Genomic DNA, 25,249 nt, shown 5'->3' on the forward strand with positions numbered 1-25,249 from the left:
GCTGCTGGCCGCCACCTGCCGGTGCGCCGCCGCCCTGACGGCCACCCAGCATCTGCATGGTGCCGCCAACATTCACCACCACTTCCGTGGTGTATTTTTCCTGACCGGATTGATCGGTCCATTTGCGGGTACGCAGTTGGCCTTCAATGTAAACCTGAGAGCCTTTACGCAGATACTCACCGGCCACTTCAGCCAGTTTGCCAAACAGCACAACGCGGTGCCATTCGGTCTGCTCTTTCATTTCACCGGTCGCTTTATCACGCCAGGATTCGGAAGTAGCCAGCGTAATGTTGGCAACTGCGCCACCACTCGGCATGTAGCGTACTTCCGGGTCCTGGCCCAGATTACCGACGAGAATCACCTTGTTTACGCCTCTGCTGGCCATGTTCGTGTCTCCTGAATACGTTTCTTAATAGTGTAAACGCGCGAGTGTACCATTTCCATGCGACACTTTGATAGTTGCGTAGCATGTTCCAGAGTTCTCTCGCGGACTCGACATTGTTACACAGTGAATCAGAAAATGCATTCCAATACTGTATATTCAAACAGGTCATTTTGTGTCATAATTAGCCGTTTCTGACAGCCGTTTGTCCTTCAAACAAATCAGGCAATCCGTGTTCCAACCGGGAAAGGTGAATGGATAAGATCGAAGTTCGGGGCGCCCGCACCCACAATCTCAAGAATATCAACCTCATAATCCCTCGCGACAAACTCATCGTCGTGACCGGGCTTTCGGGGTCTGGCAAATCCTCACTGGCTTTCGACACTTTGTATGCCGAAGGACAGCGTCGTTACGTTGAATCGCTCTCGGCGTACGCGCGTCAGTTCCTGTCGCTGATGGAAAAACCGGATGTCGACCACATTGAAGGGTTGTCTCCTGCTATCTCCATTGAGCAGAAATCCACGTCGCATAACCCGCGATCCACGGTCGGTACCATTACCGAAATCCATGACTACCTGCGTCTGCTGTATGCGCGCGTGGGCGAGCCGCGCTGCCCGGATCACGACGTTCCGCTGGCGGCCCAGACCGTCAGCCAGATGGTGGATAACGTGCTGTCGCAGCCGGAAGGCAAACGCCTGATGCTGCTGGCGCCAATCATTAAAGAGCGTAAGGGCGAACACACTAAAACGCTGGAAAATCTGGCAAGCCAGGGCTATATCCGCGCCCGTATCGACGGCGAAGTGTGTGACCTGTCCGATCCGCCAAAGCTGGAGCTGCAAAAGAAACACACCATCGAAGTGGTGATTGACCGGTTTAAGGTACGTGAAGATCTGGCGACGCGTCTGGCGGAATCCTTTGAAACGGCGCTGGAACTGTCGGGCGGCACGGCGGTGGTGTCAGACATGGACGATGCAAAAGCGGAAGAGCTGCTCTTCTCCGCCAACTTTGCCTGCCCGATTTGCGGCTACAGCATGCGCGAGCTGGAACCGCGCCTGTTCTCGTTCAACAACCCGGCGGGCGCGTGCCCGACCTGTGACGGCTTGGGCGTTCAGCAGTATTTCGACCCTGACCGCGTGATCCAGAATCCGGAGCTGTCGCTGGCGGGTGGCGCCATTCGCGGCTGGGACAAGCGTAACTTCTATTACTTCCAGATGCTGAAGTCGCTGGCGGAGCACTACAAGTTCGACGTTGAAGCCCCGTGGGCCAGCCTGAGCGCGAACGTACATAAAGTGATCCTGTTCGGTTCCGGCAAAGAGAACATTGAGTTCAAGTACATGAACGATCGCGGTGACACTTCCGTGCGTCGCCACCCGTTCGAAGGGGTGCTGCACAACATGGAGCGCCGCTACAAAGAGACCGAATCCAGCGCGGTGCGTGAGGAGCTGGCGAAGTTCATCAGCAACCGCTCCTGCGCCACCTGCGAGGGCACGCGCCTGCGCCGCGAAGCGCGTCACGTGTTTGTCGAAAACACGGCGCTGCCGACCATCTCAGACATGAGCATCGGCCACGCGATGGACTTCTTCAACAACCTGAAGCTCTCCGGCCAGCGCGCGAAAATCGCTGAAAAAGTGCTGAAAGAGATCGGCGATCGCCTCAAGTTCCTCGTGAACGTTGGCCTGAACTACCTGACGCTTTCCCGCTCGGCTGAAACGCTCTCCGGCGGTGAAGCCCAGCGTATCCGTCTGGCGAGCCAGATTGGCGCAGGCTTAGTCGGCGTGATGTACGTGCTGGATGAGCCGTCTATCGGCCTACACCAGCGCGACAACGAACGCCTGCTCGGCACGCTGGTTCACCTGCGTAACCTCGGCAACACGGTAATCGTGGTCGAGCACGACGAAGATGCGATCCGCGCCGCGGACCACGTGATCGACATCGGCCCGGGCGCTGGCGTGCACGGCGGACAGGTGGTGGCAGAAGGGACGCTGAAAGACATTATGGCGGTGCCCGAGTCGCTGACCGGCCAGTACATGAGCGGCAAGCGCAAAATTGAAGTACCAAAACAGCGCGTGGCGGCGAACCCGGAAAAAGTGCTGAAGCTAACCGGGGCGCGCGGCAACAACCTGAAGGACGTGACCCTGACGCTGCCTGTCGGGCTGTTTACCTGCATCACCGGCGTGTCCGGTTCCGGTAAATCGACGCTGATCAACGATACGCTGTTCCCGATTGCGCAGACGGCGCTGAACGGCGCGACGCTGGCTGAACCTGCACCGTACCGCGACATTCAGGGGCTGGAGCATTTCGACAAGGTTATCGACATCGACCAGAGCCCGATTGGCCGTACGCCGCGTTCCAACCCGGCGACCTATACCGGCGTCTTTACGCCCGTACGTGAACTCTTTGCCGGCGTGCCGGAAGCGCGTTCGCGCGGCTACACGCCAGGACGTTTCAGCTTTAACGTGCGCGGCGGCCGTTGTGAAGCGTGCCAGGGCGACGGCGTAATCAAGGTTGAGATGCACTTCCTGCCGGATATCTACGTGCCGTGCGACCAGTGCAAAGGCAAGCGCTATAACCGTGAAACGCTGGAGATTAAGTACAAAGGCAAGACCATCCACGAAGTGCTGGATATGACCATCGAAGAGGCGCGCGAGTTCTTTGACGCCGTCCCTGCGCTGGCGCGTAAGCTGCAAACCCTGATGGATGTGGGTCTGACCTATATCCGTCTGGGGCAGTCAGCGACAACGCTGTCCGGTGGTGAAGCGCAGCGCGTGAAGCTGGCGCGTGAGCTGTCTAAACGCGGTACCGGTCAGACGCTGTACATTCTGGATGAGCCGACCACCGGCCTGCATTTTGCGGATATCCAGCAGCTGCTGGACGTGCTGCACCAGCTGCGCGATCAGGGCAACACCATCGTGGTGATTGAGCACAACCTGGACGTGATTAAAACCGCGGACTGGATTGTCGATCTCGGCCCGGAAGGCGGCAGCGGCGGCGGTGAAATCCTCGTCTCCGGTACGCCAGAGACCGTTGCAGAGTGCGAAGCCTCGCACACCGCGCGCTTCCTCAAACCGTTGCTGTAATCGTTACACGGAGAGCTGCTGTCGGATCGTTTCCGGCAGCAGTTCTACCGCCTGTTGATACGACGCATCTACCAGGTAGTAAATTTGCGAATCTGGCAGCGAGCCGTCGAGAAACACCGTACTCCAGTGTGCTTTATTCAGATGCTTGCTAGGCCTGACATCATCGTGCTGCTGGCGCAGTAAGTCGGCCAGTTCAGGACTGGTTTTCAGTGATGCCGCTGGCCGCGCATCCACCTCTTTCACCATCGCGAACAACACATCCCCCACTTTGATCTGCGTGGCTTTCCAGTCGCTGTGAACGCTCTGTTCTGCGCCCGGCTTGCTCATGCAGTACTGAAGTATCTCCGAAATTGTCATCTTTATTCCCCTTGTAGCGTTGCGATAATTTTACGCGAACCACCGTGAATGCGATGTTCTCCCAGCCAGATCCCCTGCCACGTTCCCAGCTGTAGCCGTCCGTTGTGGACCGGCAGCATCAGCGAGACGCCCAGCAGGGAGGATTTAATATGCGAAGGCATATCGTCCGCCCCCTCATAGTCATGCTCATAAGGCGCGTTGTCCGGGACGCTCTTCAGAAAATGGTGCTCCATGTCGGACCGGACGGTGGGATCGCAATTTTCATTAAGCGTGAGAGAAGCAGACGTGTGCTGAAGCAGCAGATGCAGCAAACCCGTTTTGACGCGCGACAGGTCGCGGATTTGCCCGATGACTTCGTCCGTCACAAGGTGAAATCCGCGTGGTTTTGCGCTTAAGGTCAGGGTCTGTTGATACCACATGTGCTGCTCCATTATGAAAGGTGAATCTTTCTAAGTGTGCAGCAAGAAAGCGAAAGGTAAAACCCGCGCAGCGAGATTTGCTTAAAAAAGCATTCACCCCGCCGTTAATGCATCAGTATTCAGAGTTAACGATCACCTCTTCACCAAATTTTCCGGCCATCGGCAGCGGTCGGTAGGTGGAGTTCGAGGCGCGTAACACCCTGATGCCTCTGGCTCCCACGTCGTGCGCCGCGGTGATGTCGTTATCTGAATCCCCGTAGAACACTTTGATATTTTTCTTTTCCAGCCACTGGGTTTTGGTGTTTTGCCCTTCCTGGTCCCCGGCAAAAATGACCGGATTCATGCTGGCCGCCGGGATCAGAAAATCATCCTGTAGCGTTTTCGAGACGGTTTCGGTTTTGGTCTGGCTACGTCCGGTCACGAAGTAAATGCTGTCGCCGCGCTTTACGTGCATGGCGATCAGCGCGCGGGCAACCTCTTTCGGGATACTGAACTCATCCCAGCCGTTGTTCATCTTTTCCCAGAATTCCGGGTTTTTCAGATAGGCTTCGCTGTCCGGGGAGTACGTTTTTTTGCCGCGCCAGAAACCGGGGCTGGAGAAGAGAACGGTATCGTCAATATCGAAGCCCACGGCTATCGGCGGGCGACCCGTCAGGCTGTTTTCAATTTGTGCCACTGAAACCCAGTGAATGGGGGCCTGTTCGGCAAGAATGGCGGCGGTGGTGCCGGTGTAAAGCGGCGTGGGTGCAGAAGCCCGCGCAACAACGGTACTATTAAGCGAGAACAATAAGCAGGCGGCGCTGAGCGCCAGTGTGATCTTGCGCATATTTTCCCCTGAATATTCAGTTTGTTATCTTTTTATTTTGAGCGGATGGTCAAAAAACTATCCGACCATAACCCCAGCGGGAGGGGAAGGAAAGGAGTTTTTACTTATGAAGCGGAATAAAAAGAAGACGATCACAAAGTGTGGATGAGTGATGTAGGCCCGGTAAGGCGCAGCCGCCACCGGGCAAGATTTTCTGCGGCCTGATGCCCTCACCCCAGCCCTCTCCCACAGGGAGAGGGAGATAATAAGTAGTGAGTACTTACATCACAGCTGCAAACGCCTGCGCCACGCGCTGGACGTTGCTGGCATTCAGACCCGCCACGCACATACGGCCGCTGGCGATCAGGTAGACACCGAACTCTTCACGCAGGCGATCGACCTGCGCTGCGCTCAGTCCGGTGTAGCTGAACATCCCGCGCTGCTTGAGAAGATAATCAAAGTTATGCCCAGGCACGGCCTCTTTCAGGACGTTAACCAGCTCCTGACGCATCGACAGGATGCGCTTACGCATCGCTTCCACTTCCGCAAGCCAGGTGGCTTTCAGTGTTTCGTCACCGAGAACTGTCGCCACCACCTGCGCACCAAAGTTCGGCGGGCTGGAGTAGATCCGGCGGACCGTCGCTTTCAGCTGGCCGAGTACGCGTCCCGCGGCTTCGGCGTCTTCACACACCACGGACAGACCGCCAACGCGCTCGCCGTACAGGGAGAAGATTTTTGAGAAGGAGTTGCTGACCAGAGCGGGAAGCCCCGCGCTGGCAATCGCGCGAATGGCGTAGGCGTCTTCTTCCATGCCCGCGCCAAAGCCCTGATAGGCGATGTCGAGGAACGGGATCAGGTTACGCGCCTTCAGTATCTCGATCACCGCATCCCACTGGGCATTGGTGAGGTCCGCACCCGTCGGGTTATGGCAGCACGGATGCAGCAATACGATGCTGCGCTCCGGCAGGGTGTTCAGTTTTTCCAGCAGCGCATCAACGCGCACGCCGTTCGTTTCGCTGTCGAACCACGGATAGGTTTCAACCTTAAAGCCCGCGCCCTCGAAGATCGCAACGTGGTTTTCCCACGTCGGGTCGCTGACCCACACGCCGGAATCCGGGAAGTACTTTTTCAGGAAATCTGCGCCTACCTTCAGCGCACCCGAGCCACCCAGCGTCTGGATAGTCGCTACGCGCTTTTGCGCGAGCACCGCGTGGTCCGCACCAAACAGCAGCGGCGCGATAGTGTTGCGGTAGGTGTTTAATCCTTCCATCGGCAGATAAAGCGAAGCACCGTGCGGGGTTGCGTTAAGACGCGCTTCAGCTTCAGCAACGGCTTTCAACTGAGGAATGATGCCGTCTTCGTTGTAGTAAAGACCAATGCTGAGGTTCACTTTGTCGCTGCGAGGATCTTCTTTGAAACGCTCCATCAAGGAGAGGATAGGGTCGCCGGCGTAGGCGTCTACTTTCTGAAACACGCGATGTTCTCCGGATTATTATGAGGCAGGGAATTCAACAATAAACCGGAAGCGGAAGAAGATCGAGGGGATGTTAACAGCAGCGGGATGCACCGCATCCCGCTCATGCTTAGTCGACGTATTTCATCGCGACCCTTGAGGTAAGACGCGTGATAAGTTCGTAAGCACTCACTTTTGTTATTTCAGCAATACGTTCTACCGGCAGGCCTTCGCCCCACATCACCGCATCGTCCCCCGCTTTATCCTGCGCGTCGGGCCCCAGATCAACACAAATCATGTCCATCGCCACGCGGCCGACAATCTTCACTTCACGACCGTTGACCAGCACCGGCGTGCCCGTTGGTGCGGCGCGGGGATAGCCGTCACCGTAGCCCATCGCCACCACGCCAAGACGGGTATCGCGCTCGCTGATCCAGGTGCCGCCGTAACCTACCGGCTCTCCCGCTTTGTGCTCACGCACGGCAATCAGCTTTGAAACCAGCGACATCACCGGCTTAAAGCCAAAGTCCGGCCCCCAGGGTTTGTTCTCCAGTGGCGATACGCCGTAAAGAATGATGCCCGGACGCGCCCAGTCGAAGTGCGACTGCGGCCACAGCAGAATACCGCCGGATGCCGCGATCGAGCGCATCCCCGGTTTGCCTTCGCAGAAGGTGTTGAAGATATCAAGCTGCTGTTCCGTTGCGCCGCATTCAGGCTCATCGGCGCGGGCAAAGTGGCTGACGATGTTCACCGGCTGACGCACATTTTTGCACTGACACAGACGCTGATAAAACGCCTCCGCGCTTTCCGGCCGCACGCCCAGACGGTGCATGCCCGTGTCGAGCTTCATCCAGACGGTGACCGGCTCGCTCAGTTCGGCCGTTTCCAGCGCGGCCAGCTGTTCTTCGTTATGCACCGCCGTGTGCAGGTGCTGATCGGCAATGGTCGGCAGGTCCGAGGCTTCAAAAAAGCCTTCGAGGAGCAGAATCGGTTGCGTAATTCCACCTGCGCGCAGGCGGAGAGCTTCTTCGAGACGGGCGACGCCAAAAGCGTCGGCATCGGGGAGCGTTCGCGCGGTCTCAAGAAGACCGTGTCCGTAAGCGTTCGCTTTCACGACTGCAACGAGCTTACTGGCGGGCGCCAGTTCTCGCAGACGTTGCAGGTTGTGTCGCAGAGCGCGGCGGTTAATAACAACAGTTGCCGCTTGCATTTGAATTCCTTAGAAATTACTCATCATCATATTGAGGACCGGCATAGTTGTCGAAACGCGACCACTGGCCGTTAAAGGTCAGACGTACCGTACCGATGGGGCCGTTACGTTGCTTACCAATAATAATTTCGGCGATCCCTTTCAGGTCGCTGTTCTCGTGATAAACCTCATCACGGTAGATGAACATGATTAAGTCGGCATCCTGCTCGATGGAGCCGGATTCACGCAGGTCGGAGTTGACCGGGCGCTTGTCTGCACGTTGTTCCAGAGAGCGGTTAAGCTGCGACAGCGCCACCACCGGCACGTGCAGCTCTTTGGCTAACGCCTTGAGCGAGCGCGAAATCTCGGCAATCTCCAGCGTACGGTTGTCGGAAAGCGACGGAACGCGCATCAGCTGAAGGTAGTCGATCATGATGAGACCGATGCCACCGTGTTCACGGGCGATACGGCGCGCGCGGGAGCGCACTTCCGTCGGCGTCAGGCCGGAGGAGTCATCAATATAGATGTTCCGTTTTTCCAGCAAAATCCCCATGGTGCCGGAGATCCGCGCCCAGTCCTCATCGTCCAGCTGACCGGTACGGATGCGGGTCTGATCCACGCGCGACAGGGACGCCAGAGAACGCATCATGATCTGTTCAGAGGGCATCTCCAGACTGAAGATAAGCACCGGCTTATCCTGCAACATCGCCGCGTTTTCGACGAGGTTCATTGCAAATGTTGTTTTACCCATCGACGGACGTGCGGCCACGATAATCAAATCCGACGGCTGAAGACCTGCCGTTTTCTTGTTGAGATCGTCATAACCGGTGTTCACCCCCGTCACGCCATCGTGCGGCTGCTGGAAAAGCTGCTCAATACGTGCAACGGTGGCGTCGAGTACATCGGCGATGTTTTTCGGGCCTTCGTCTTTATTCGCACGGCTTTCGGCGATTTTAAAGACGCGGGATTCCGCCAGGTCGAGCAGATCTTCGCTGGTGCGCCCCTGGGGATCGAAACCTGCCTCGGCGATCTCATTTGCCACCGAGATCATCTCGCGGACAACGGCACGTTCACGAACGATATCAGCGTAAGCGCTGATGTTCGCGGCGCTTGGCGTGTTTTTTGACAGTTCTGCCAGATAGGCAAATCCGCCGACGCTGTCGAGCTGTCCCAGACGCTCCAGCGATTCTGCGAGCGTAATCAGGTCGATCGGGCTGCCCGACTCCTGCAAACGCGCCATTTCCGTAAAGATGTGGCGGTGCGGGCGGGTATAGAAGTCTTCCGCGACAACGCGCTCGGCGACGTCGTCCCAGCGTTCGTTATCCAGCATTAAACCGCCCAACACCGACTGTTCCGCTTCAATCGAGTGCGGCGGGACTTTTAACCCGGCGACCTGATAATCACGCTCACGAGGTTCAGTCTGTTTGTTGAAGGGTTTGTTTCCTGCCATAGTGAATGGAGTTACCGAGATAAAGAGTGGGTCGAAAGATTACCACATTCTGGAGGAAGCATGGCAACACGTATTGAATTTCACAAGCATGGTGGCCCTGACGTACTCAAAGCGGTGGAATTTACCCCCGCTGCGCCTGGCGAGAACGAAATCCAGGTGGAAAACAAAGCTATCGGCATTAACTACATCGATACCTATATTCGCGGCGGCCTCTATCCGCCTCCGTCGATGCCGAGCGGGCTGGGCACCGAGGCGGCCGGCATCGTCAGCAAAGTGGGCAGCGCGGTTAAGCACATTAAGGAAGGCGATCGCGTGGTGTACGCGCAATCGGCGCTGGGCGCTTACAGCTCCGTCCACAACGTCCCGGCGGATAAAGCCGCCCTGCTGCCCAACGCCATCTCCTTTGAGCAGGCGGCGGCCTCCTTTCTGAAAGGGTTAACCGTTTACTACCTGCTGCGCAAAACCTATGAAATTAAACCCGACGAGCAGTTCCTGTTTCATGCCGCGGCGGGTGGCGTCGGGCTCATCGCCTGTCAGTGGGCAAAAGCGCTGGGCGCAAAACTGATCGGCACCGTGGGCAATGCCCAAAAAGCCCAGCGCGCGCTGCAGGCGGGCGCCTGGCAGGTGATTAACTACCGTGAAGAGAGCATTGTCGAACGGCTGAAGGAGATCACCAGCGGCAAAAAGGTGCGCGTGGTGTATGACTCGGTAGGGAAAGACACTTGGGAAGCGTCGCTGGACTGCCTGCAGCGTCGTGGGCTGATGGTGAGCTTCGGGAATGCGTCAGGCGCAGTCACCGGCGTGAATCTGGGCATCCTGAACCAGAAAGGCTCGCTGTACGTCACGCGCCCTTCCCTGCAAGGCTACATCACCAACCGGGAAGAACTTGAGGAAGCCAGCAACGAGCTGTTCTCGCTGATTGCCAGCGGCGTCATTAAGGTGGATGTGGCAGAAACGCAGAAATACCCGCTAGCCGACGCGCAGCGCGCGCATGAGGTGCTGGAGAGCCGGGCAACGCAGGGATCGAGCTTGTTGATTCCCTGAGCCCCAAAAAGAAATTGGGCTTCCCGTGGGAAGCCCTTTCTTTTTTTAGTTCGGCTGTATGTAGGGTACAGCGCGATGAATTCTTTAACGGCAGTCATAGTGACAGATTCGATAAGTAAATCCTATTCTGTTCTAAGCCAGGCTGCCGGAAAAGTTACAACTCTGTGACGAACCCCTCAATACCTTAGTAACGGAAGCGGTTATTGCGCTGATAACTGGGCACTTTTGGCGATTTAATCGCCCGTATCACCCATACCACCGCCACGGCCAGCAGTAACCACGGCAGCAGTTTGATCGTCAGGGCAAACAATCCGCCAATAAACATGACGACCGTCGCCACCACGATAGCCGCCAGAATGCCGAGCAGCGAAATGCCCGTTGCTAGCAGCATGACAAAAAAGCCAATCACAAAAAGTAGTTCCAGCATGGTGCTCTCCCACGAGTTCCCGAATGATGCAGCAAACATTACAAGAATCATGCCAGACATAACGTGTTGTTCTTAAAGCAAAACGCCCCGCGAGAATTCGCAGGGCGTGGTGAATTTGACGAACTTTTAGCGAAAGTTATCGCTTGTCCGCCACCAGGCGCAACGCATGTTCCAGCACCTCAATATCGGCCCCGGCTTTATGGGCATTTTCGCTCAGGTAGCGACGCCACTGACGCGCGCCCGGAATGCCCTGGAACAGCCCAAGCATATGGCGAGTGATATGGCCGAGATACGTACCGTTGCTCAGCTCGCGCTCAATGTAAGGATACATCGCACGCACGACGCCAACCGGATCGGTGTCTGCACCTTCGATGCCAAAGATTTCGCGATCGACCGTCGCCAGAATGCCCGGGTTCTGATACGCCTCGCGCCCGACCATCACCCCATCCATATGTTCAAGATGCGCTTTGGCCTCTTCCAGCGACTTGATGCCGCCGTTAATGGACATGGTCAGGTGCGGGAAGTCACGCTTCAGCTGATACACGCGCGGGTAGTCCAGCGGCGGGATCTCACGGTTCTCTTTCGGACTCAGGCCGGAGAGCCAGGCTTTTCGCGCGTGGATGATAAACATCTCGCATTCGCCCTTGCCGGAGACCGTATTGATGAAATCGCACAGGAATTCGTAGCTGTCCTGGTCGTCAATGCCGATGCGGGTTTTGACCGTCACCGGAATGGAAACGACGTCGCGCATCGCCTTGATACAGTCCGCCACCAGCTGCGCGTTCCCCATCAGGCAGGCGCCGAACATGCCGTTTTGCACGCGATCGGACGGGCAGCCAACGTTGAGGTTGATCTCGTCGTAGCCGCGCGCTTCAGCCAGCTTCGCGCACTGCGCCAGGGCGGCCGGATCGCTGCCGCCCAGCTGCAGGGCAACCGGATGCTCTTCTTCGCTATAGGCCAGATAGTCGCCCTTGCCGTGAATGATTGCGCCTGTGGTCACCATTTCGGTGTACAGCAGCGTATGGCGGGAGAGCTGGCGCAGGAAATAGCGGCAGTGTCTGTCCGTCCAGTCGAGCATCGGCGCAATGGAAAAACGGTGTGCAGGGAAAGCGGTCTGTGATTCTGACGACATGGCGAAGTTTTAAGCATCTGGTGGAAAAGGGGCGCTACTATAGCACAAAGAAAAGCCGGAGGCGCAGCGCCTCCGGTGGACTTTAGAACGTCATGCTCAGCTGAGCCCCTGCGCCCCAGGTTTCGTCTTCACCGTACAGGCCCATCAGGTCAACATGCACGGTGCTAAACGGCGCGAAACCGACACCGCCGGTAAAGACATTGCTGTCGTTACCCTTCACGTCGGCACGATAACCCGCACGCACCGCCAGCCAGCTCAGCGGCGTCAACTCGGCACCGACACCCACGTACTGCGACGTATCTTCGCTCTTGAAGCCTTTGGTTTCGGTCAGATCGCCATCGGCGGTCAGCGTCACCAGGTCGTTGTGCCAGGCAGCACCGGCGGTCACTACAGGACTGATTTGATAAGTATCACGCACGCCATCCACTTTCTTCGTGTCGATATCCCGGGAAAAGAGATTTTGTCCGGTTAAACCAACGGTCCAGTTATCGCCGAAGTCAGCAGCAAGACCGGCATCAACGTTAAAACCAGTATCATCATTACGATAGCGACTACTATTGATATCGCCGCTGTCGAAGTTGTAGATGGAAACCGTATAGTTATAGAGCCAGGTTTTTTGCAGCTTTGGCGTGATACCTACGGAGACCGGTACGCCGCTAATGTCAAACTGACGCGCCACCGCCACACCATAGTCCGAAACGATCGCCGCGCGACCAAAACCTTTTGACTTCAAATCATTCGGAGTTACCGCTAACGCGGTGGCTGGAACGGCCTCAATACCGCGCAATGTGTCAATATCGCCCTGATCGATATAGGAACTCACGCGTGCACGCGCATTCGCTTTTGCAACGAATGCTACGGATAACACGTCATTAGGAATACTGACAGCAATCCCGGCACCCGCTTTACCGCTGGCTGTTTTTCCTTTCAGAGAATCCAGTTGATTACCAAGATCGCCAGCGGCGGCTGAGACGTTCCGGGAGGCCGGACTCGTGGGAATGAAGAGATCGACGAAATTGATATTATCCAGCGTGCTGCGATATTTGCTGACGTCGTCGCTGATATCATCAATCTTATCGCGCAGATTGTCCTTATCCGAAATTTGAGCGCCAATGGACGGCAGAATAACCGTGACATCGTCGTCCGGCCTTGCCTTTGCCAGCAGCGCCGGGTTTATCAACACTGCACTGCCATAGTTCCCAGCCGCAACGCCGGTGCCACCCATTGCGTCGCTGCGTGATTCTGTCCAGGTATTGGCTGCTCCCGCCTGATTTGCCATAAACAAGGAGACAGCAATGCTAACCACCGAAAATTTAAAATTTTTTTTCACAGTATGCCCGTTATAGTCTGTTATGAAATAACCCCTGTCTGTTATCACCCAAACAGGAACGAACTATTGCTGTGAATAAGTAGTAAAAGACCCGCTATTTCTTTCCCTAAGTAAAACTCCCTTACGGCCTGTTATATTTTGTGACGGCCCTCAATATTTATAGAAGAGGAAATTATTTTTTCCCAGGTTTTCCATCATGCGGCCCAAAAAACTGCGGGGGATGATCTACCCAGCGATCTTCCCGCGTGGCGGCATACACGGGGTTGAGCGGGTAGTAAATGCGGTTGTGCTTCTTGTTGGCCTCGCCAACGACCAGGAGCCGAACCTCATCGTCCGTGTTGTTGATAAAGGTATGACAGATGCCGGTTCCGGCGGGAAAGCCTACGCTGTCGCCAGGCTCCAGTTTCCACAAGTGGCCGTTAATCCAGGCTTCAGGGTAGCCTTCGAGCACGTAAACAAACTCTTCTTCGTCGCTCTCCGCATGCGGATAGGACGTTCTGCGCCCAGGCGGCAGGCGCTCATGATGGATGCCAATACGCCCGAGCCCAAGCTTGCGAGCCAGCGGAGCACCAATGGAAAACAGCTCATCGCTGTCGGGGTAGGTCGAGTCATCCGCGCCTTCCACGTCGCGCCAGTGTCGAATGCAGTCAGGTCTTTTCATTCTGGTTCTCCCGGTTTTCGATGGGTCAGGTATAGCACAGACTGGCGGATCTCGGTGTTTTTAGCAGAACATGATAAAGTGAAGGTTTTCCGTCCTATAACATCCGGGGTGCTACATGGATAAGTCCACAAAAGAGCTGTTAGCGCAGGCCGAAAAGCTGTGTGCGCAACGCAATGTGCGCCTGACTCCGCAGCGCCTTGAAGTATTACGTCTGATGAGCCTGCAGCAGGGTGCCATCAGCGCCTACGATCTGCTCGATCTGCTGCGTGAAAGCGAGCCGCAGGCAAAACCGCCGACCGTTTATCGGGCGCTGGATTTTCTGCTGGAGCAAGGGTTTGTGCATAAAGTGGAATCAACAAACAGCTATGTGCTGTGCCATCTTTTTGACCAGCCAACTCACACGTCCGCCATGTTTATCTGCGATCGCTGTGGTGTGGTGAAGGAAGAGTGTGCGGAAGGTGTGGAAGATATTATGCATACGCTGGCAGCCAGAATGGGCTTTGCGCTGCGCCATAACGTGATTGAAGCCCACGGCTTATGTTCTGCCTGCGTGGAGGTGGAGTCATGCCGTCATCAGGATGACTGTCAGCACGATCACTCTATCCTGGTGAAGAAAAAGCCGCGTTAAAGCCAAAGAAAAAGGCGGCTCAGGGCCGCCCTTGGGGATAGTACCGGTTACCAGCGGTAGTCGTTACGGGTTTCCCAGTCTTTGACTTCGTTTTCCGCCTGATCTTTTTCGTAACCGTAGCGCTCCTGGATTTTACCTACCAGCTGATCGCGCTTACCTTCAATGACGGTCATATCGTCATCTGTCAGCTTACCCCACTGTTCTTTCGCTTTACCTTTGAATTGCTTCCAGTTGCCGCCGATTTCGTCTTTATTCATAATCGTGTCCTCGTGTTAAGCGTCTATGAGTATCGCCCGCTACGTTCTTTTCTGCTGGACGTGATTATTATTGTAGTTAAGGATTCGGTAGTTGTTTTTATATTCGGAATCTTTAACCGTTACGATATATCGTGCGGGGCTGGAAACCAGGTATTGTTTCGCCAGTGACGATGCCAGATAACGGCCAACGAAAGGCCACGCAGTGAGAGAAACACCGCCAGCGCCAGCCACAGACCATGATTGCCGAGATACGGCAGGGTCAGCAGCGTCAGGCCAAACCCCGCCGCCGCGACGGCCATGCTGTTGCGCATCTCCGCCCCTCGCGTCGCACCAATAAACATGCCGTCCAGCAAATAGCACCACACACCCACCACCGGTAATACTACCTGCCAGAGGATGTAGCGATCGGCCAGCTCACGTAGCGCGGGCAACGAGGTGAGTAGTGCGACAATATGCCCACCAAAACAGGCGTATACCAGAGCAAAGGCCAGCGCCACCAGACCCGCCTGACGACAGGCAGCACGCCAGACTTCACGTAACTGGCCGCTTTCACGCGCGCCATAGGCCTGCCCTGAATGCGCCTCGACGGCGTAAGCAAAACCATCCAGCGCGTAAGCGGTAAAGGTCAGTAACGTCATGAGCACTGCGTTGACGGCAACGATCTCAGGCCCAAGACGCGCACCAAAAATGGTTAAGGCGCCAAAGCAGAGTTGCAGCAGGAGAGAACGGAGCATGATGTCGCGATTAAGCGCCAGCAGCTTACGAATGTTGCCGCGCCAGGCCGATTTCAGCAGATCCAGGGTGATACCGCGCATCGCCAGCACGCGCCAGACCATCCCCAAACCGATCAGCAGCGTACCGTACTCGGCAATTGCCGTGGCCAGCGCCGCGCCCCGGACGTTCATGTGCAGCCCCATCACCAGCCACAGATCGAGCACAATGTTAAGCAGGTTGCCCACCACCAGCAGGATCACCGGCGCGCGGGCGTACTGCACGCCCAGCAGCCAGCCCAGCAGGACCAGGTTTGCCAGTGAAGCGGGCGCGCTGAGCCAGCGAATTTCGAGGAACCGCCGGGCCTGTTCCAGTACGGCATCGCTGCCGCCTACAATATGGAGCGCAAGATCAATCAGCGGCGTACGCAACAGAACGATTAACGCGCCGGCACCGAATGCCAGAATGAGCGGCTGAACCAGCGCACGCGCCAGACGCAGGGGATCTTTTGCACCATACGCCTGAGCAGTCAGGCCTGTCGTACTCATGCGCAGAAAAAGCAGCAGCATAAAGAGGAAGCTGGTCGCCGTTGCGCCGATCGCGACGCCGCCGAGATAAATCGGCGAATCGAGATGCCCGATAACCGCCGTATCCACCAGCCCCAGCAGAGGAACGGTAATATTGGAAAAAATCATCGGTAGCGCAAGACGCCACAACGCATTATCGGCAGAAGTTAGCAATGCCATGGAAATTACCGGAATCAGAAAACAGGCCAGGCTGTAGAGGAACTACAGCCTGTCAGGAAGAGATTACAGCCATTCACCGTTGCGGATAACGCCGACCGCCAGTCCTTCAACAGAGAAGCTCTGCTCGCGGAGATCCACCACAATCGGGGAGAATTCATTGTTTTCAGGCAGAAGCTGCACGGTATTGCCTTGTTTCTTCAGGCGCTTAACCGTCACTTCATCATCAATGCGCGCCACCACGACTTGCCCGTTACGCACGTCCTGCGTTTTGTGTACCGCCAGCAGATCGCCATCCAGAATACCGATATCTTTCATGGACATTCCGCTAACGCGCAGCAGGAAATCGGCGCTCGGCTTGAACATGCCTGGATCAACCTGATAGTGCCCTTCGATGTGCTGCTGCGCCAGCAGAGGTTCACCTGCCGCTACGCGACCCACCAGCGGAATACCGCTCTCTTCTTCCACCAGCAGACGAATACCGCGTGAGGCGCCGGAAACAATCTCAATCACGCCCTTACGCGCCAGCGCTTTAAGGTGCTCTTCGGCAGCATTAGGAGAACGGAAGCCCAGACGCTGCGCAATTTCTGCACGCGTGGGTGGCATACCCGTCTGGCCGATATGATCCCGAATGAGATCAAACACCTCTTGCTGCCTGGTCGTTAACGCTTTCATACCGCCCCCTGGGTGTATATACAGTTATGCTGTGAGTATATACAGTCAAAGGCGATTTTGGAACCAAAAACTGCACAAAAAACCAGGGACTTAATTATTCCTCGAGGCTCATCGGAAATGCGACCAAAGCAGCGTGACCCAGGTGATCGCCGCAGTGATAATCGCCAGCAGTACGGCAGCGGAACCCATGTCTTTCGCCCGGCCAGACAATTCATGGAATTCCGACCCGATTCGGTCAACAACGGCCTCAATAGCGCTATTAAGAATTTCCACTATCATCACCAGAAAGACAGATCCGATGAGCAGTACGCGGGTGATAGCATCAACATCAAGGAAGCAGGCGATGACAACGGCAACGATTGCAGCAACCGCCTCCTGGCGGAAAGCGGCTTCATTAACCCATGCAGCGCGGAAACCTTTCCATGAATAACCGGCAGCTTTAATGATTCGAGTTAACCCAGTGGTATTATTGGCCATTAAAAGAACCTTTTATGATAAATAGCGTCTGTAACTAAAGCCGCAGCGCGTTTTGCTGCAACCTGAAGTATGACGGGTAACAACAGAAATTTTGCGCGCTTTCTGTTATCCTTGCGCCGCAATTGCATTATTAACCAGAGGCTTTACATCGTTTATGTCCGGCTGGCCACGAATTTACTACAAATTACTTAATTTACCATTAAGCGTCCTGGTAAAAAGTAAGTCTATCCCAGCAGAACCTGCGCTGGAATTAGGGCTCGATACGTCGCGCCCTATTATGTACGTTTTGCCTTATAACTCGAAGGCAGACCTGCTGACGCTTCGCGCTCAATGTCTGGCGCACGATTTACCTGACCCACTTGAACCGCTGGAAGTCGACGGTACGCTGCTGCCACGCTACGTGTTCATCCATGGCGGGCCGCGCGTGTTCACCTATTACACGCCGAAAGAAGAGTCCATTAAGCTGTTCCATGATTACCTCGATCTGCACCGCAGCAACCCCGATCTGGACGTGCAGATGGTGCCGGTGTCGGTGATGTTTGGCCGTCGTCCGGGGCGCGAAAAAGGGGAAGAGAACCCGCCGCTGCGTATGCTCAACGGCATTCAGAAGTTTTTCGCCGTCTCCTGGCTGGGACGCGACAGTTTTGTCCGCTTCTCACCTTCCGTTTCACTGCGCCGCATGGCGGATGAACACGGCACTGACAAAATCATTGCGCAAAAGCTGGCGCGCGTTGCGCGTATGCACTTTGCACGTCAGCGTCTGGCGGCCGTTGGACCACGTCTCCCGGCACGTCAGGATCTGTTCAACAAGCTGCTGGCTTCCAAAGCGATTGCCCGTGCCGTAGAAGACGAAGCGCGCAGCAAGAAAATTTCGCACGAGAAAGCGCAGCAGAACGCAATCGCGCTGATGGAAGAGATCGCCGCGAACTTCTCCTACGAGATGATTCGCCTCTCTGACCGTATCCTCGGCTTCACGTGGAACCGCCTCTATCAGGGGATTAACGTCCACAACGCCGAACGCGTGCGTCAGTTAGCGCACGACGGCCACGAGATTGTCTATGTGCCCTGCCACCGCAGCCACATGGACTACTTGTTGCTCTCTTACGTGCTCTATCACCAGGGGTTGGTGCCACCGCATATTGCTGCCGGTATCAACCTGAACTTCTGGCCAGCAGGCCCGATTTTCCGCCGTCTGGGTGCGTTCTTCATTCGTCGTACCTTTAAAGGTAACAAGCTTTACTCCACCGTCTTCAGGGAGTATCTGGGCGAGCTGTTCAGCCGCGGTTATTCTGTGGAGTACTTTGTTGAAGGCGGTCGCTCGCGTACCGGTCGTCTGCTCGATCCAAAGACCGGCACGCTGTCGATGACCATTCAGGCCATGCTGCGTGGCGGTACCCGTCCTATCACGCTGGTGCCGATTTACATCGGTTATGAACACGTGATGGAAGTGGGCACCTACGCGAAAGAGCTGCGCGGTGCGACTAAAGAGAAAGAGAGTCTGCCGCAGATGCTGCGTGGGCTGAGTAAATTGCGCAACCTCGGCCAGGGATACGTGAACTTTGGCGAGCCCCTGCCGCTGATGACATATCTGAACCATCATGTTCCGGAGTGGCGCGAGTCTATCGATCCTATCGAAGCGGTACGTCCGGCCTGGCTGACGCCAACGGTCAACGGCATTGCATCCGAGCTGATGGTACGCATCAACAATGCTGGTGCGGCAAACGCCATGAACCTGTGTTGTACTGCGCTTCTGGCCTCTCGCCAGCGTTCACTGACCCGCGAACAGCTGACCGAGCAGATTGACTGCTACCTGGATATCATGCGCAACGTGCCGTATTCCGTGGATTCGACCGTGCCGTCTGCCACCGCCAGCGAGCTGATCGATCACGCGTTGCAGATGAACAAGTTCGAAGTCGAGAAAGATACGATTGGTGACATCATCATTCTGCCGCGCGAGCAGGCCGTGCTGATGACCTACTACCGTAATAACATCACGCACATGCTGATGCTGCCGTCGCTGATGGCGGCCATTATTACCCAGCACCGCCGTATTTCGCGTCAGGAGCTGCTGCGCCATATTCAGGCCATCTACCCGATGCTGAAAGCGGAGCTGTTCCTGCGCTGGAGTAAGGATGAACTGGCGGCAGAGCTCGATAAAATGACGGCAGAGATGCATCGTCAGGGGCTGATTACCATCAGTGATGATGAACTGCATATCAATCCGTCACGTTCACGTACCTTGCAGCTCCTGGCTTCCGGTGCGCGTGAGACGTTGCAGCGCTACGCCATTACCTTCTGGTTGCTGAGTGCAAATCCGTCCATCAACCGCGGTACGCTGGAAAAAGAGAGCCGGACGCTGGCCCAGCGCCTCTCCGTTCTGCATGGCATTAACGCCCCGGAATTCTTCGACAAAGCGGTATTCAGCTCCCTGGTGCTGACGCTGCGCGACGAAGGGTACATTAGCGATACGGGCGATGCCGAGCCGGAAGAGACGATGAAGGTTTACCAGATGCTGGCAGAGCTGATTACCGCGGATGTGCGTTTAACGATTGAGAGTTCGACGCAGGGCGAATGATGCTAAAGCCGGGTGACGCTAACGCTTACCCGGCCTACATGTTCCGCTAAATCGTAGGCCGGGTAAGGCGAAGCCGCCACCCGGCTTTTTTATGACCAGTAACTCATCGCCAGGCCCAGAAACAGCACCAGCCCGACGTAGTTATTATTCAGAAACGCTTTAAAGCAGGCTTCACGCTCGCGCTTCGCGATCAGCTTCTGCTGATACGCAAACAGCAGCCCCGCCACCAGTACGGACCAGTAAAACTCCCAGTTCAGCCCGTTCAGGCGACCAATCGCCACCATCAGCGCCAGCACCGCCACCTGTAATATGCCGATGATCAGCTTGTCGTGACGACCAAACAGGATCGCCGTCGATTTGATGCCAATCTTGAGATCGTCATCGCGATCGACCATCGCGTATTGGGTATCGTACGCAACGGCCCAGAGAATATTCGCCAGGAACATCAGCCAGCAGCTGAGCGGAACGGACTCGCTGACCGCGGCAAACGCCATGGGAATCGACCAGCCAAATGCCGCACCCAATACCACCTGCGGCAGATGGGTGTATCGCTTCATGAACGGGTAAACCCAGGCCAGCGCCAGAGCCGCAACGGACAGTAGAATGGTCATGGTGTTAAGGGTTAACACCAGCATGAAAGAGAGAAGCACCAGCACCACAAACAGAATGCGCGCCTCTTTCCCGGTCACCTGACCGCTCGGCAGAGGACGATTCGCGGTGCGCTTAACATGTCCATCAAATTTCCGGTCAGCATAGTCGTTGACCACACAACCCGCAGCGCGCATCAGCCAGACGCCCGCCACAAACACCGCCAGGATCCACAGCGGCGGCACACCCGGCGTGGCAACCCACAGCGCCCATAAGGTCGGCCACAGCAGCAGCAGCGCGCCAATGGGTTTATCAGTACGCATCAGGCGGTGATAGGCCAGCAGCTTATTCTGCGTCAGACTCCACTCCATTTTTTCTCCCTCTTAATACAACGGCGATGCAGGCAAAAAGAGTTCCGTCAGTATTAACGGCTTGCCACTCAAACGAAGGCGGGAACGGCGCCCCCACAAATCGGCATCGCAACCAATTTCAATAAAATCACGGGTCAGTTCAGACGAGGTGAACAGATAGCGCCCCAGGGGCGTTTTGCCGAGGCGTTGCAATGCCAGCTCCGGCCCGGAAAGTGTAGACTCAGGAACCACCGTCCGCCCGGCAAGCCACGGCTCGCCATCCGCACAGAGTAAAATTTCACGCAGCCAGTAGCGTTCTTCCTGCGGCAGCAGCGGCAGCTCGCTGGCAATCTCCGCAGGCGAGACAAACCCTTCCTGAATCATCGTCACCGTGACCGTTTTACCCTGTTGCTCAAAACGTTTTGTCATGGAATCTTCCAGCAGCAGCCAGTCCAGCTGTTCCGGGTCAAGCGCAGGGATGTGGTCGAAATAGCGTAGCGCACGCAGCTGCGTGAGCGCGGGGTGTGACATGCCAGACTCTCCGATACATAACGTAAAAGCATTGTATCGCAGATTGGCAAAATGAGGACGGACAAACAGAATTTAACGATCACTATCGCAACAATGGTGCAACTTAGCCAAAAAAAGTGCGCCCGTGAAGGCGCACCAAACGACTAACAAAATCAGCACTGTGGGGAGACGGTTACCCCTTGCCTTTTACACTGCTGATAAAGGTGGAACGGGCAGTGGTTGAACCTAAACGCTCGGCTTCATCAAGCAGTTTCAGCGCTTTATCGACATCGCCGTTTTTAACCGCCTGCTTGATGGCGTTGTTAAAGTACGTTTCAGTATCGTTAAGCACCGGCTCGGCTTTTTTCGCCGGGGCCGGAGCCGCGGCCGGTGTTGCGGCTGGCGCGGCATACACAGGCGCGGCAGTATTACCCACCGTTACCGGCCCCGGGCCAGATGAGCCAAACAGCGGGCCTACGAGTACGCTGGAACTGCTGTTGGTTTTCACCTTAAGCTTTAGCAGGCCGTCGGTGGTATGGCGCGCAATCGGATCGGGAATATCGGGAATGGCGTTACCGACCCCTTTGGCATAGGCTTTTGCCGGATCGAGCAGAGTGGTGGTTTGCTGCAAATCTTTTTCAGTGGTGAAGACCAGTACGTAGAGCTTTTGCTGCCCGAGCGCGGGGGTCAGACGCATTACCCCTTCCAGGCGGTCCGCGCTCATTACACCCGGCTCCTGATAGGTGAAATAGCTGCTGGGAAAATAGGCGGATGGCGTCATGTTCTGATCGAGGATCAGAACGTTCGGCGCAAAAACGCTGGTCTGTTTGTTAACTTCACTGGATAAAGTCAACGTTAGCTCACCGATATTAGCCGGTACGCTATAGGCGGCTACCGGCCCGGTAATGCCAGCCACATTGAGCTGTTGGCCACCCGTCGCAAGCTGTGTGCTCTGCGTTTTGGATTGATCCACCGGCGTCCAGGTTAATTGCTGTAGAGCAGCTGTCGGAATGGCAGGCGCTGCGCTGGTATTCTGCGGGACATAATTGACGTCAGCGAGCGTAACGCCAGGCACACAGGCCAGCAGACCCGCTGACAGGCACAGCGCGACGAGATTTTTCTTCATTTTCATTGTTATCACCTCAGAAAGCGTAAGCACTGCGGTGGCCAGGCAATAGCGCGCAGTACCTCAGGAATTGAGGGGCTTTCGCCCCCCAGGTTACATCGTCAGATCAGGATGCGATTACCACCAGATTTCCATCTGGGCACCGAAGGAGAACTCGTCGTCATCGCCGCGGCTGTTAGAGAACTGGCCGTTGCCGGTGGAGTCAGAGATTGCGTAGCGGGTGACATCACCGTTACCGTTTTTCGCGTAACCCCATTTTTCATCCCACTTCGCGTAAGTAGCGAAGAGACGGATAGCCGGACGAGACCAGATGCTGTCGCCAGCCTGCCACTGTTGCGCCAGGGTAATTTTGTACTGACTGTTGCGATCGCCGGTTTGCTGAGATTTGACGTTGTCGTAGCCCACTTCCAGCAGGGTGCTCATGATCGGCGTCCATTTGTACATCGGGCGCACGCCCACGGTGTACCATTCAGTACCCAAGTTGTTATCCAGATCGACGTTCTGGTACATACCCACATACATCAGGTCCCACTTCTCGGCCAGAGAGATTGCACCGTGATCCAGCACGCGCCACAGGCTGCCGTTGTTGTTGATATTATTGTCGAAGGCATCGCTGAAGGACCCCTGAGGAATACCTTTACCTTGCGTGGTCATCGCATCTGTGCCGTATTGCAGCACAAACTTGTTGTAGCCTTTCAGCATGCTCTGAGTATGCTCAGCGGTGAACATCCAGCCATCTTTAGATGCGCCGTTCGCTAACTGATAGTCATCAGTGGTGTTCGCACGACCGTAATCAACACCCAGTTCCAGCACGCCGTCCGGGTTAGTTTCCAGACCGGCCAGACGCACGTCAAACACGTCGTTTGCGGTATCTTTGGTTTGATCGTAAATATGGTTGCTGCTGAAGGAGGTTGAACCGCCAGCTTCCTGGGAACGGGTCGCAGCCAGAGACAGTTTACCGAAGCCCAGATCAATGTTTTCAATACCAGCACCAGGACCAGAGATATCCCAGTAGTAGAAGTCGATCATGTGTACGTCATGACGCTGATAAAAGCGCTTACCGGCCCAGATGGTGGAGCCTGGCAGCCATTCAATCAGGTTTTTACCCTGCACGTTAGCTTCACGGAACGCCGGATCGGTACCTTCCCAGTCATTCTGCTGTGCCACGGAGTACGCTACGTTGGTGTCGAAATAGAAGCTCTTGTCGCCTTCTTTCCACACTTCCTGGCCCAGTTTCAGTTCAGCGTAGGTTTCACATTCGTTACCGAGACGGTATTTACTTTGTGCGCCTGTTGCCTGGAAACATTGTTGTTCACCGCCACTACCCGTCCAGCCGATACCAGAACGAGCATAACCATGGAAATCCACTGCCAGTGCCTGAGCAGACATTACGCCCGCTGCGACGGCAACTGCCAAAGGAAGTTTGCGCAGAGTAATCATTATTCTATCTCCTGAGATCATTGCTTTTCTTTGTAATTGGAATGCTTAAACGCCTGGCTCTTTGTGCAACCGACGACATGCAGTGCCATCCTCACGGAACAGATGGCAACGCTCTGGCGGCAAACCGATAGCGAATGTGGCACCCTCTTCTACCAACACCACGTCATTCTGGCGGTAGACCAGGTTCTGACGGATGGCGGGGATCTGGATATGAATCTGTGTTTCGTGACCAAGCTGTTCGACGACCTGAACTTCACCTTCCAGCGTCACATCAGCGATGTGGCTCGGCAGTAAATGCTCAGGGCGGATACCGAGGGACATATTGGCCCCCACCTGTACGTTGGCGCTGTCGACCGGCAGCCAGACTTGCTGACGGTTTGGCAGCTCCACCTGTACCTGTTCGATTGCCGTCGCGGTCACTTTTACGGGCAGGAAGTTCATCTTTGGCGAGCCAATAAAGCCCGCAACAAAGCGGTCTGCCGGGTAGTGATACAGCTCCAGCGGTTTGCCCACCTGCGCCACGCGACCGGCATCCAGCACCACGATTTTGTCGGCCAGCGTCATCGCTTCGACCTGATCGTGAGTGACGTAAATCATCGTGCGTCCAAGGCGTTTGTGCAGACGGGAGATTTCGATACGCATCTGGACGCGCAGGGCGGCATCCAGGTTAGAGAGAGGTTCATCGAGCAGGAACACGCGCGGCTCGGCCACCAGCGTACGGCCGATCGCCACACGCTGACGCTGACCACCGGAGAGCGCCTTCGGTTTACGCTCCAGCAGATGTGCCAGCTGAAGCACTTCCGCCACCTGGGTGACGCGCTGGTTAATGGTCTCTTTTTTCGCGCCGGCCAGCTTCAGGCCAAAGGACATGTTCTCGGCAACGGAAAGATGCGGATAAAGCGCATAAGACTGGAACACCATGCCCACGCCGCGTTCAGCTGGCGGGATGTCGTTCATTCGGGTATCACCAATAAATAAATCGCCACTGGTGATGGTTTCAAGACCGGCAATCATACGCAGCAGAGTCGATTTACCACAGCCTGATGGACCCACGAACACCACAAATTCACCTTCGTGGATGTCCAGATTGATGTCTTTTGACACCACTACGTCGCCCCAGGCTTTCGTTACATTACGCAGCTGTACGCTCGCCATGCCCTTCTCCCTTCGTTACAACCTGTCACCGACAGAAACATTCAAGATAAGTTCACTATGCGTGTTCCATTACTTTCGTGAATCCTCCACCCCCCAGCTTTTTTATGGGGGAGGAGGCGGGAGGATGAGAGAGCAGGCTCTGCGACCGCAGCTGAGGGGCCGAGGCGAAAATCGTGAAGCGGCCTGCAAAATTCAGTGGGTTTTTATGTGCGCCAGCACTCATAACTTAAATTTATGTTACAGGGATCACACAAACAGGGGGTGGGGCGTAGGGACTGGGAGGATGGA

General features: G+C 55.8%; 24 protein-coding genes. 4 read left to right on the forward strand and 20 right to left on the reverse strand.

Annotated elements, in window-relative coordinates; all coding sequences use genetic code 11:
• Positions 1–385 (reverse strand): single-stranded DNA-binding protein SSB1 (gene ssb1, locus DD606_RS11785; RefSeq protein WP_129258682.1); only part of this gene is annotated, 385 nt, incomplete at its 3' end.
• 251 nt (positions 386–636) lie between these two features.
• Between ssb1 and uvrA the strand changes: the two genes are divergently transcribed.
• Entirely contained in the window at positions 637–3,459 is a 2,823-nt protein-coding gene (gene uvrA, locus DD606_RS11795) for an excinuclease ABC subunit UvrA (RefSeq protein WP_003860287.1), read from the forward strand.
• 3 nt (positions 3,460–3,462) lie between these two features.
• Here the strand turns inward: uvrA and DD606_RS11800 are convergent, their stop codons facing one another.
• The 6 genes from DD606_RS11800 to dnaB all read right to left on the reverse strand — a co-directional run bounded on the left by DD606_RS11800 (position 3,463) and on the right by dnaB (position 9,132).
• Complete coding sequence (locus tag DD606_RS11800; protein WP_003860288.1) at positions 3,463–3,816, reverse strand: MmcQ/YjbR family DNA-binding protein; 354 nt, start codon at positions 3,814–3,816, stop codon at positions 3,463–3,465.
• A gap of 2 nt (positions 3,817–3,818) precedes the next feature.
• Positions 3,819–4,235 carry a secondary thiamine-phosphate synthase enzyme YjbQ gene (locus DD606_RS11805; protein WP_017382627.1) on the reverse strand — a complete coding sequence of 139 codons (417 nt, stop codon included), beginning with the start codon at positions 4,233–4,235 and terminating at the stop codon, positions 3,819–3,821.
• 112 nt (positions 4,236–4,347) lie between these two features.
• Positions 4,348–5,061, reverse strand: a complete 714-nt coding sequence (gene aphA, locus DD606_RS11810; RefSeq protein ID WP_022650226.1) for an acid phosphatase AphA — start codon at positions 5,059–5,061, stop codon at positions 4,348–4,350.
• Positions 5,062–5,320: 259 nt separating this feature from the next.
• On the reverse strand, positions 5,321–6,514 hold the full coding sequence (gene tyrB, locus DD606_RS11815; RefSeq protein ID WP_022650225.1) for an aromatic amino acid transaminase: 1,194 nt from the start codon (positions 6,512–6,514) through the stop codon (positions 5,321–5,323).
• Positions 6,515–6,623: 109 nt separating this feature from the next.
• Positions 6,624–7,703 carry an alanine racemase gene (alr, locus tag DD606_RS11820; protein ID WP_003860296.1) on the reverse strand — a complete coding sequence of 360 codons (1,080 nt, stop codon included), beginning with the start codon at positions 7,701–7,703 and terminating at the stop codon, positions 6,624–6,626.
• Positions 7,704–7,719: 16 nt separating this feature from the next.
• Positions 7,720–9,132 (reverse strand): replicative DNA helicase, encoded by a 1,413-nt coding sequence (gene dnaB, locus DD606_RS11825; protein ID WP_003860298.1) that lies wholly within the window; start codon positions 9,130–9,132, stop codon positions 7,720–7,722.
• A 60-nt stretch (positions 9,133–9,192) separates the two neighbouring features.
• Here dnaB and DD606_RS11830 point away from each other — a divergent pair, with 60 nt between their 5' ends.
• Positions 9,193–10,176, forward strand: a complete 984-nt coding sequence (locus DD606_RS11830) for a quinone oxidoreductase (protein WP_045894770.1) — start codon at positions 9,193–9,195, stop codon at positions 10,174–10,176.
• 184 nt (positions 10,177–10,360) lie between these two features.
• On the opposite strand, the gene pspG is transcribed toward DD606_RS11830, so the two are convergent.
• From pspG to DD606_RS11850, 4 genes are all read right to left on the reverse strand, one after another.
• Positions 10,361–10,603 carry an envelope stress response protein PspG gene (pspG, locus tag DD606_RS11835; protein ID WP_008503373.1) on the reverse strand — a complete coding sequence of 81 codons (243 nt, stop codon included), beginning with the start codon at positions 10,601–10,603 and terminating at the stop codon, positions 10,361–10,363.
• Between the two features lie 136 nt (positions 10,604–10,739).
• Positions 10,740–11,735 (reverse strand): tRNA dihydrouridine(20/20a) synthase DusA, encoded by a 996-nt coding sequence (gene dusA / locus DD606_RS11840; protein WP_045371482.1) that lies wholly within the window; start codon positions 11,733–11,735, stop codon positions 10,740–10,742.
• Between the two features lie 82 nt (positions 11,736–11,817).
• Positions 11,818–13,065 (reverse strand): conjugal transfer protein TraF, encoded by a 1,248-nt coding sequence (locus tag DD606_RS11845; protein ID WP_059356618.1) that lies wholly within the window; start codon positions 13,063–13,065, stop codon positions 11,818–11,820.
• A gap of 172 nt (positions 13,066–13,237) precedes the next feature.
• On the reverse strand, positions 13,238–13,726 hold the full coding sequence (locus DD606_RS11850; protein ID WP_023293524.1) for a cupin domain-containing protein: 489 nt from the start codon (positions 13,724–13,726) through the stop codon (positions 13,238–13,240).
• 115 nt (positions 13,727–13,841) lie between these two features.
• Between DD606_RS11850 and zur the strand changes: the two genes are divergently transcribed.
• Positions 13,842–14,354 (forward strand): zinc uptake transcriptional repressor Zur, encoded by a 513-nt coding sequence (gene zur, locus DD606_RS11855; protein ID WP_003860309.1) that lies wholly within the window; start codon positions 13,842–13,844, stop codon positions 14,352–14,354.
• Between the two features lie 47 nt (positions 14,355–14,401).
• Here the strand turns inward: zur and DD606_RS11860 are convergent, their stop codons facing one another.
• From DD606_RS11860 to DD606_RS11875, 4 genes are all read right to left on the reverse strand, one after another.
• Positions 14,402–14,611: a CsbD family protein gene (locus DD606_RS11860; protein ID WP_003860314.1), complete on the reverse strand. Its 210-nt coding sequence runs from the start codon at positions 14,609–14,611 to the stop codon at positions 14,402–14,404.
• A 119-nt stretch (positions 14,612–14,730) separates the two neighbouring features.
• On the reverse strand, positions 14,731–16,068 hold the full coding sequence (gene dinF, locus DD606_RS11865) for an MATE family efflux transporter DinF (protein ID WP_049125995.1): 1,338 nt from the start codon (positions 16,066–16,068) through the stop codon (positions 14,731–14,733).
• Positions 16,069–16,131: 63 nt separating this feature from the next.
• On the reverse strand, positions 16,132–16,740 hold the full coding sequence (gene lexA / locus DD606_RS11870) for a transcriptional repressor LexA (protein WP_045894763.1): 609 nt from the start codon (positions 16,738–16,740) through the stop codon (positions 16,132–16,134).
• Between the two features lie 108 nt (positions 16,741–16,848).
• The gene (locus DD606_RS11875) at positions 16,849–17,217 is read right to left on the reverse strand and encodes a diacylglycerol kinase (RefSeq protein WP_003860321.1); all 369 of its coding nucleotides are present in this window, start codon (positions 17,215–17,217) and stop codon (positions 16,849–16,851) included.
• Positions 17,218–17,371: 154 nt separating this feature from the next.
• Here DD606_RS11875 and plsB point away from each other — a divergent pair, with 154 nt between their 5' ends.
• Complete coding sequence (gene plsB, locus DD606_RS11880) at positions 17,372–19,792, forward strand: glycerol-3-phosphate 1-O-acyltransferase PlsB (RefSeq protein ID WP_003860322.1); 2,421 nt, start codon at positions 17,372–17,374, stop codon at positions 19,790–19,792.
• 89 nt (positions 19,793–19,881) lie between these two features.
• Here plsB and ubiA read toward each other — a convergent pair whose 3' ends face one another.
• The 5 genes from ubiA to malK all read right to left on the reverse strand — a co-directional run bounded on the left by ubiA (position 19,882) and on the right by malK (position 24,961).
• Entirely contained in the window at positions 19,882–20,751 is an 870-nt protein-coding gene (gene ubiA, locus DD606_RS11885) for a 4-hydroxybenzoate octaprenyltransferase (protein ID WP_023315219.1), read from the reverse strand.
• Between the two features lie 12 nt (positions 20,752–20,763).
• Complete coding sequence (gene ubiC, locus DD606_RS11890; protein ID WP_022646736.1) at positions 20,764–21,261, reverse strand: chorismate lyase; 498 nt, start codon at positions 21,259–21,261, stop codon at positions 20,764–20,766.
• Between the two features lie 172 nt (positions 21,262–21,433).
• On the reverse strand, positions 21,434–22,372 hold the full coding sequence (gene malM / locus DD606_RS11895) for a maltose operon protein MalM (RefSeq protein ID WP_045894761.1): 939 nt from the start codon (positions 22,370–22,372) through the stop codon (positions 21,434–21,436).
• A 111-nt stretch (positions 22,373–22,483) separates the two neighbouring features.
• Complete coding sequence (locus DD606_RS11900) at positions 22,484–23,809, reverse strand: maltoporin (RefSeq protein ID WP_045894836.1); 1,326 nt, start codon at positions 23,807–23,809, stop codon at positions 22,484–22,486.
• A gap of 42 nt (positions 23,810–23,851) precedes the next feature.
• On the reverse strand, positions 23,852–24,961 hold the full coding sequence (gene malK / locus DD606_RS11905) for a maltose/maltodextrin ABC transporter ATP-binding protein MalK (RefSeq protein ID WP_003860329.1): 1,110 nt from the start codon (positions 24,959–24,961) through the stop codon (positions 23,852–23,854).
• Positions 24,962–25,249: the final 288 nt, after the last annotated feature.

It is taken from the genome of Enterobacter cloacae complex sp. GF14B (genome assembly GCF_004136805.1).
Taxonomy (GTDB): Bacteria; Pseudomonadota; Gammaproteobacteria; order Enterobacterales; family Enterobacteriaceae; genus Enterobacter; species Enterobacter hormaechei_C.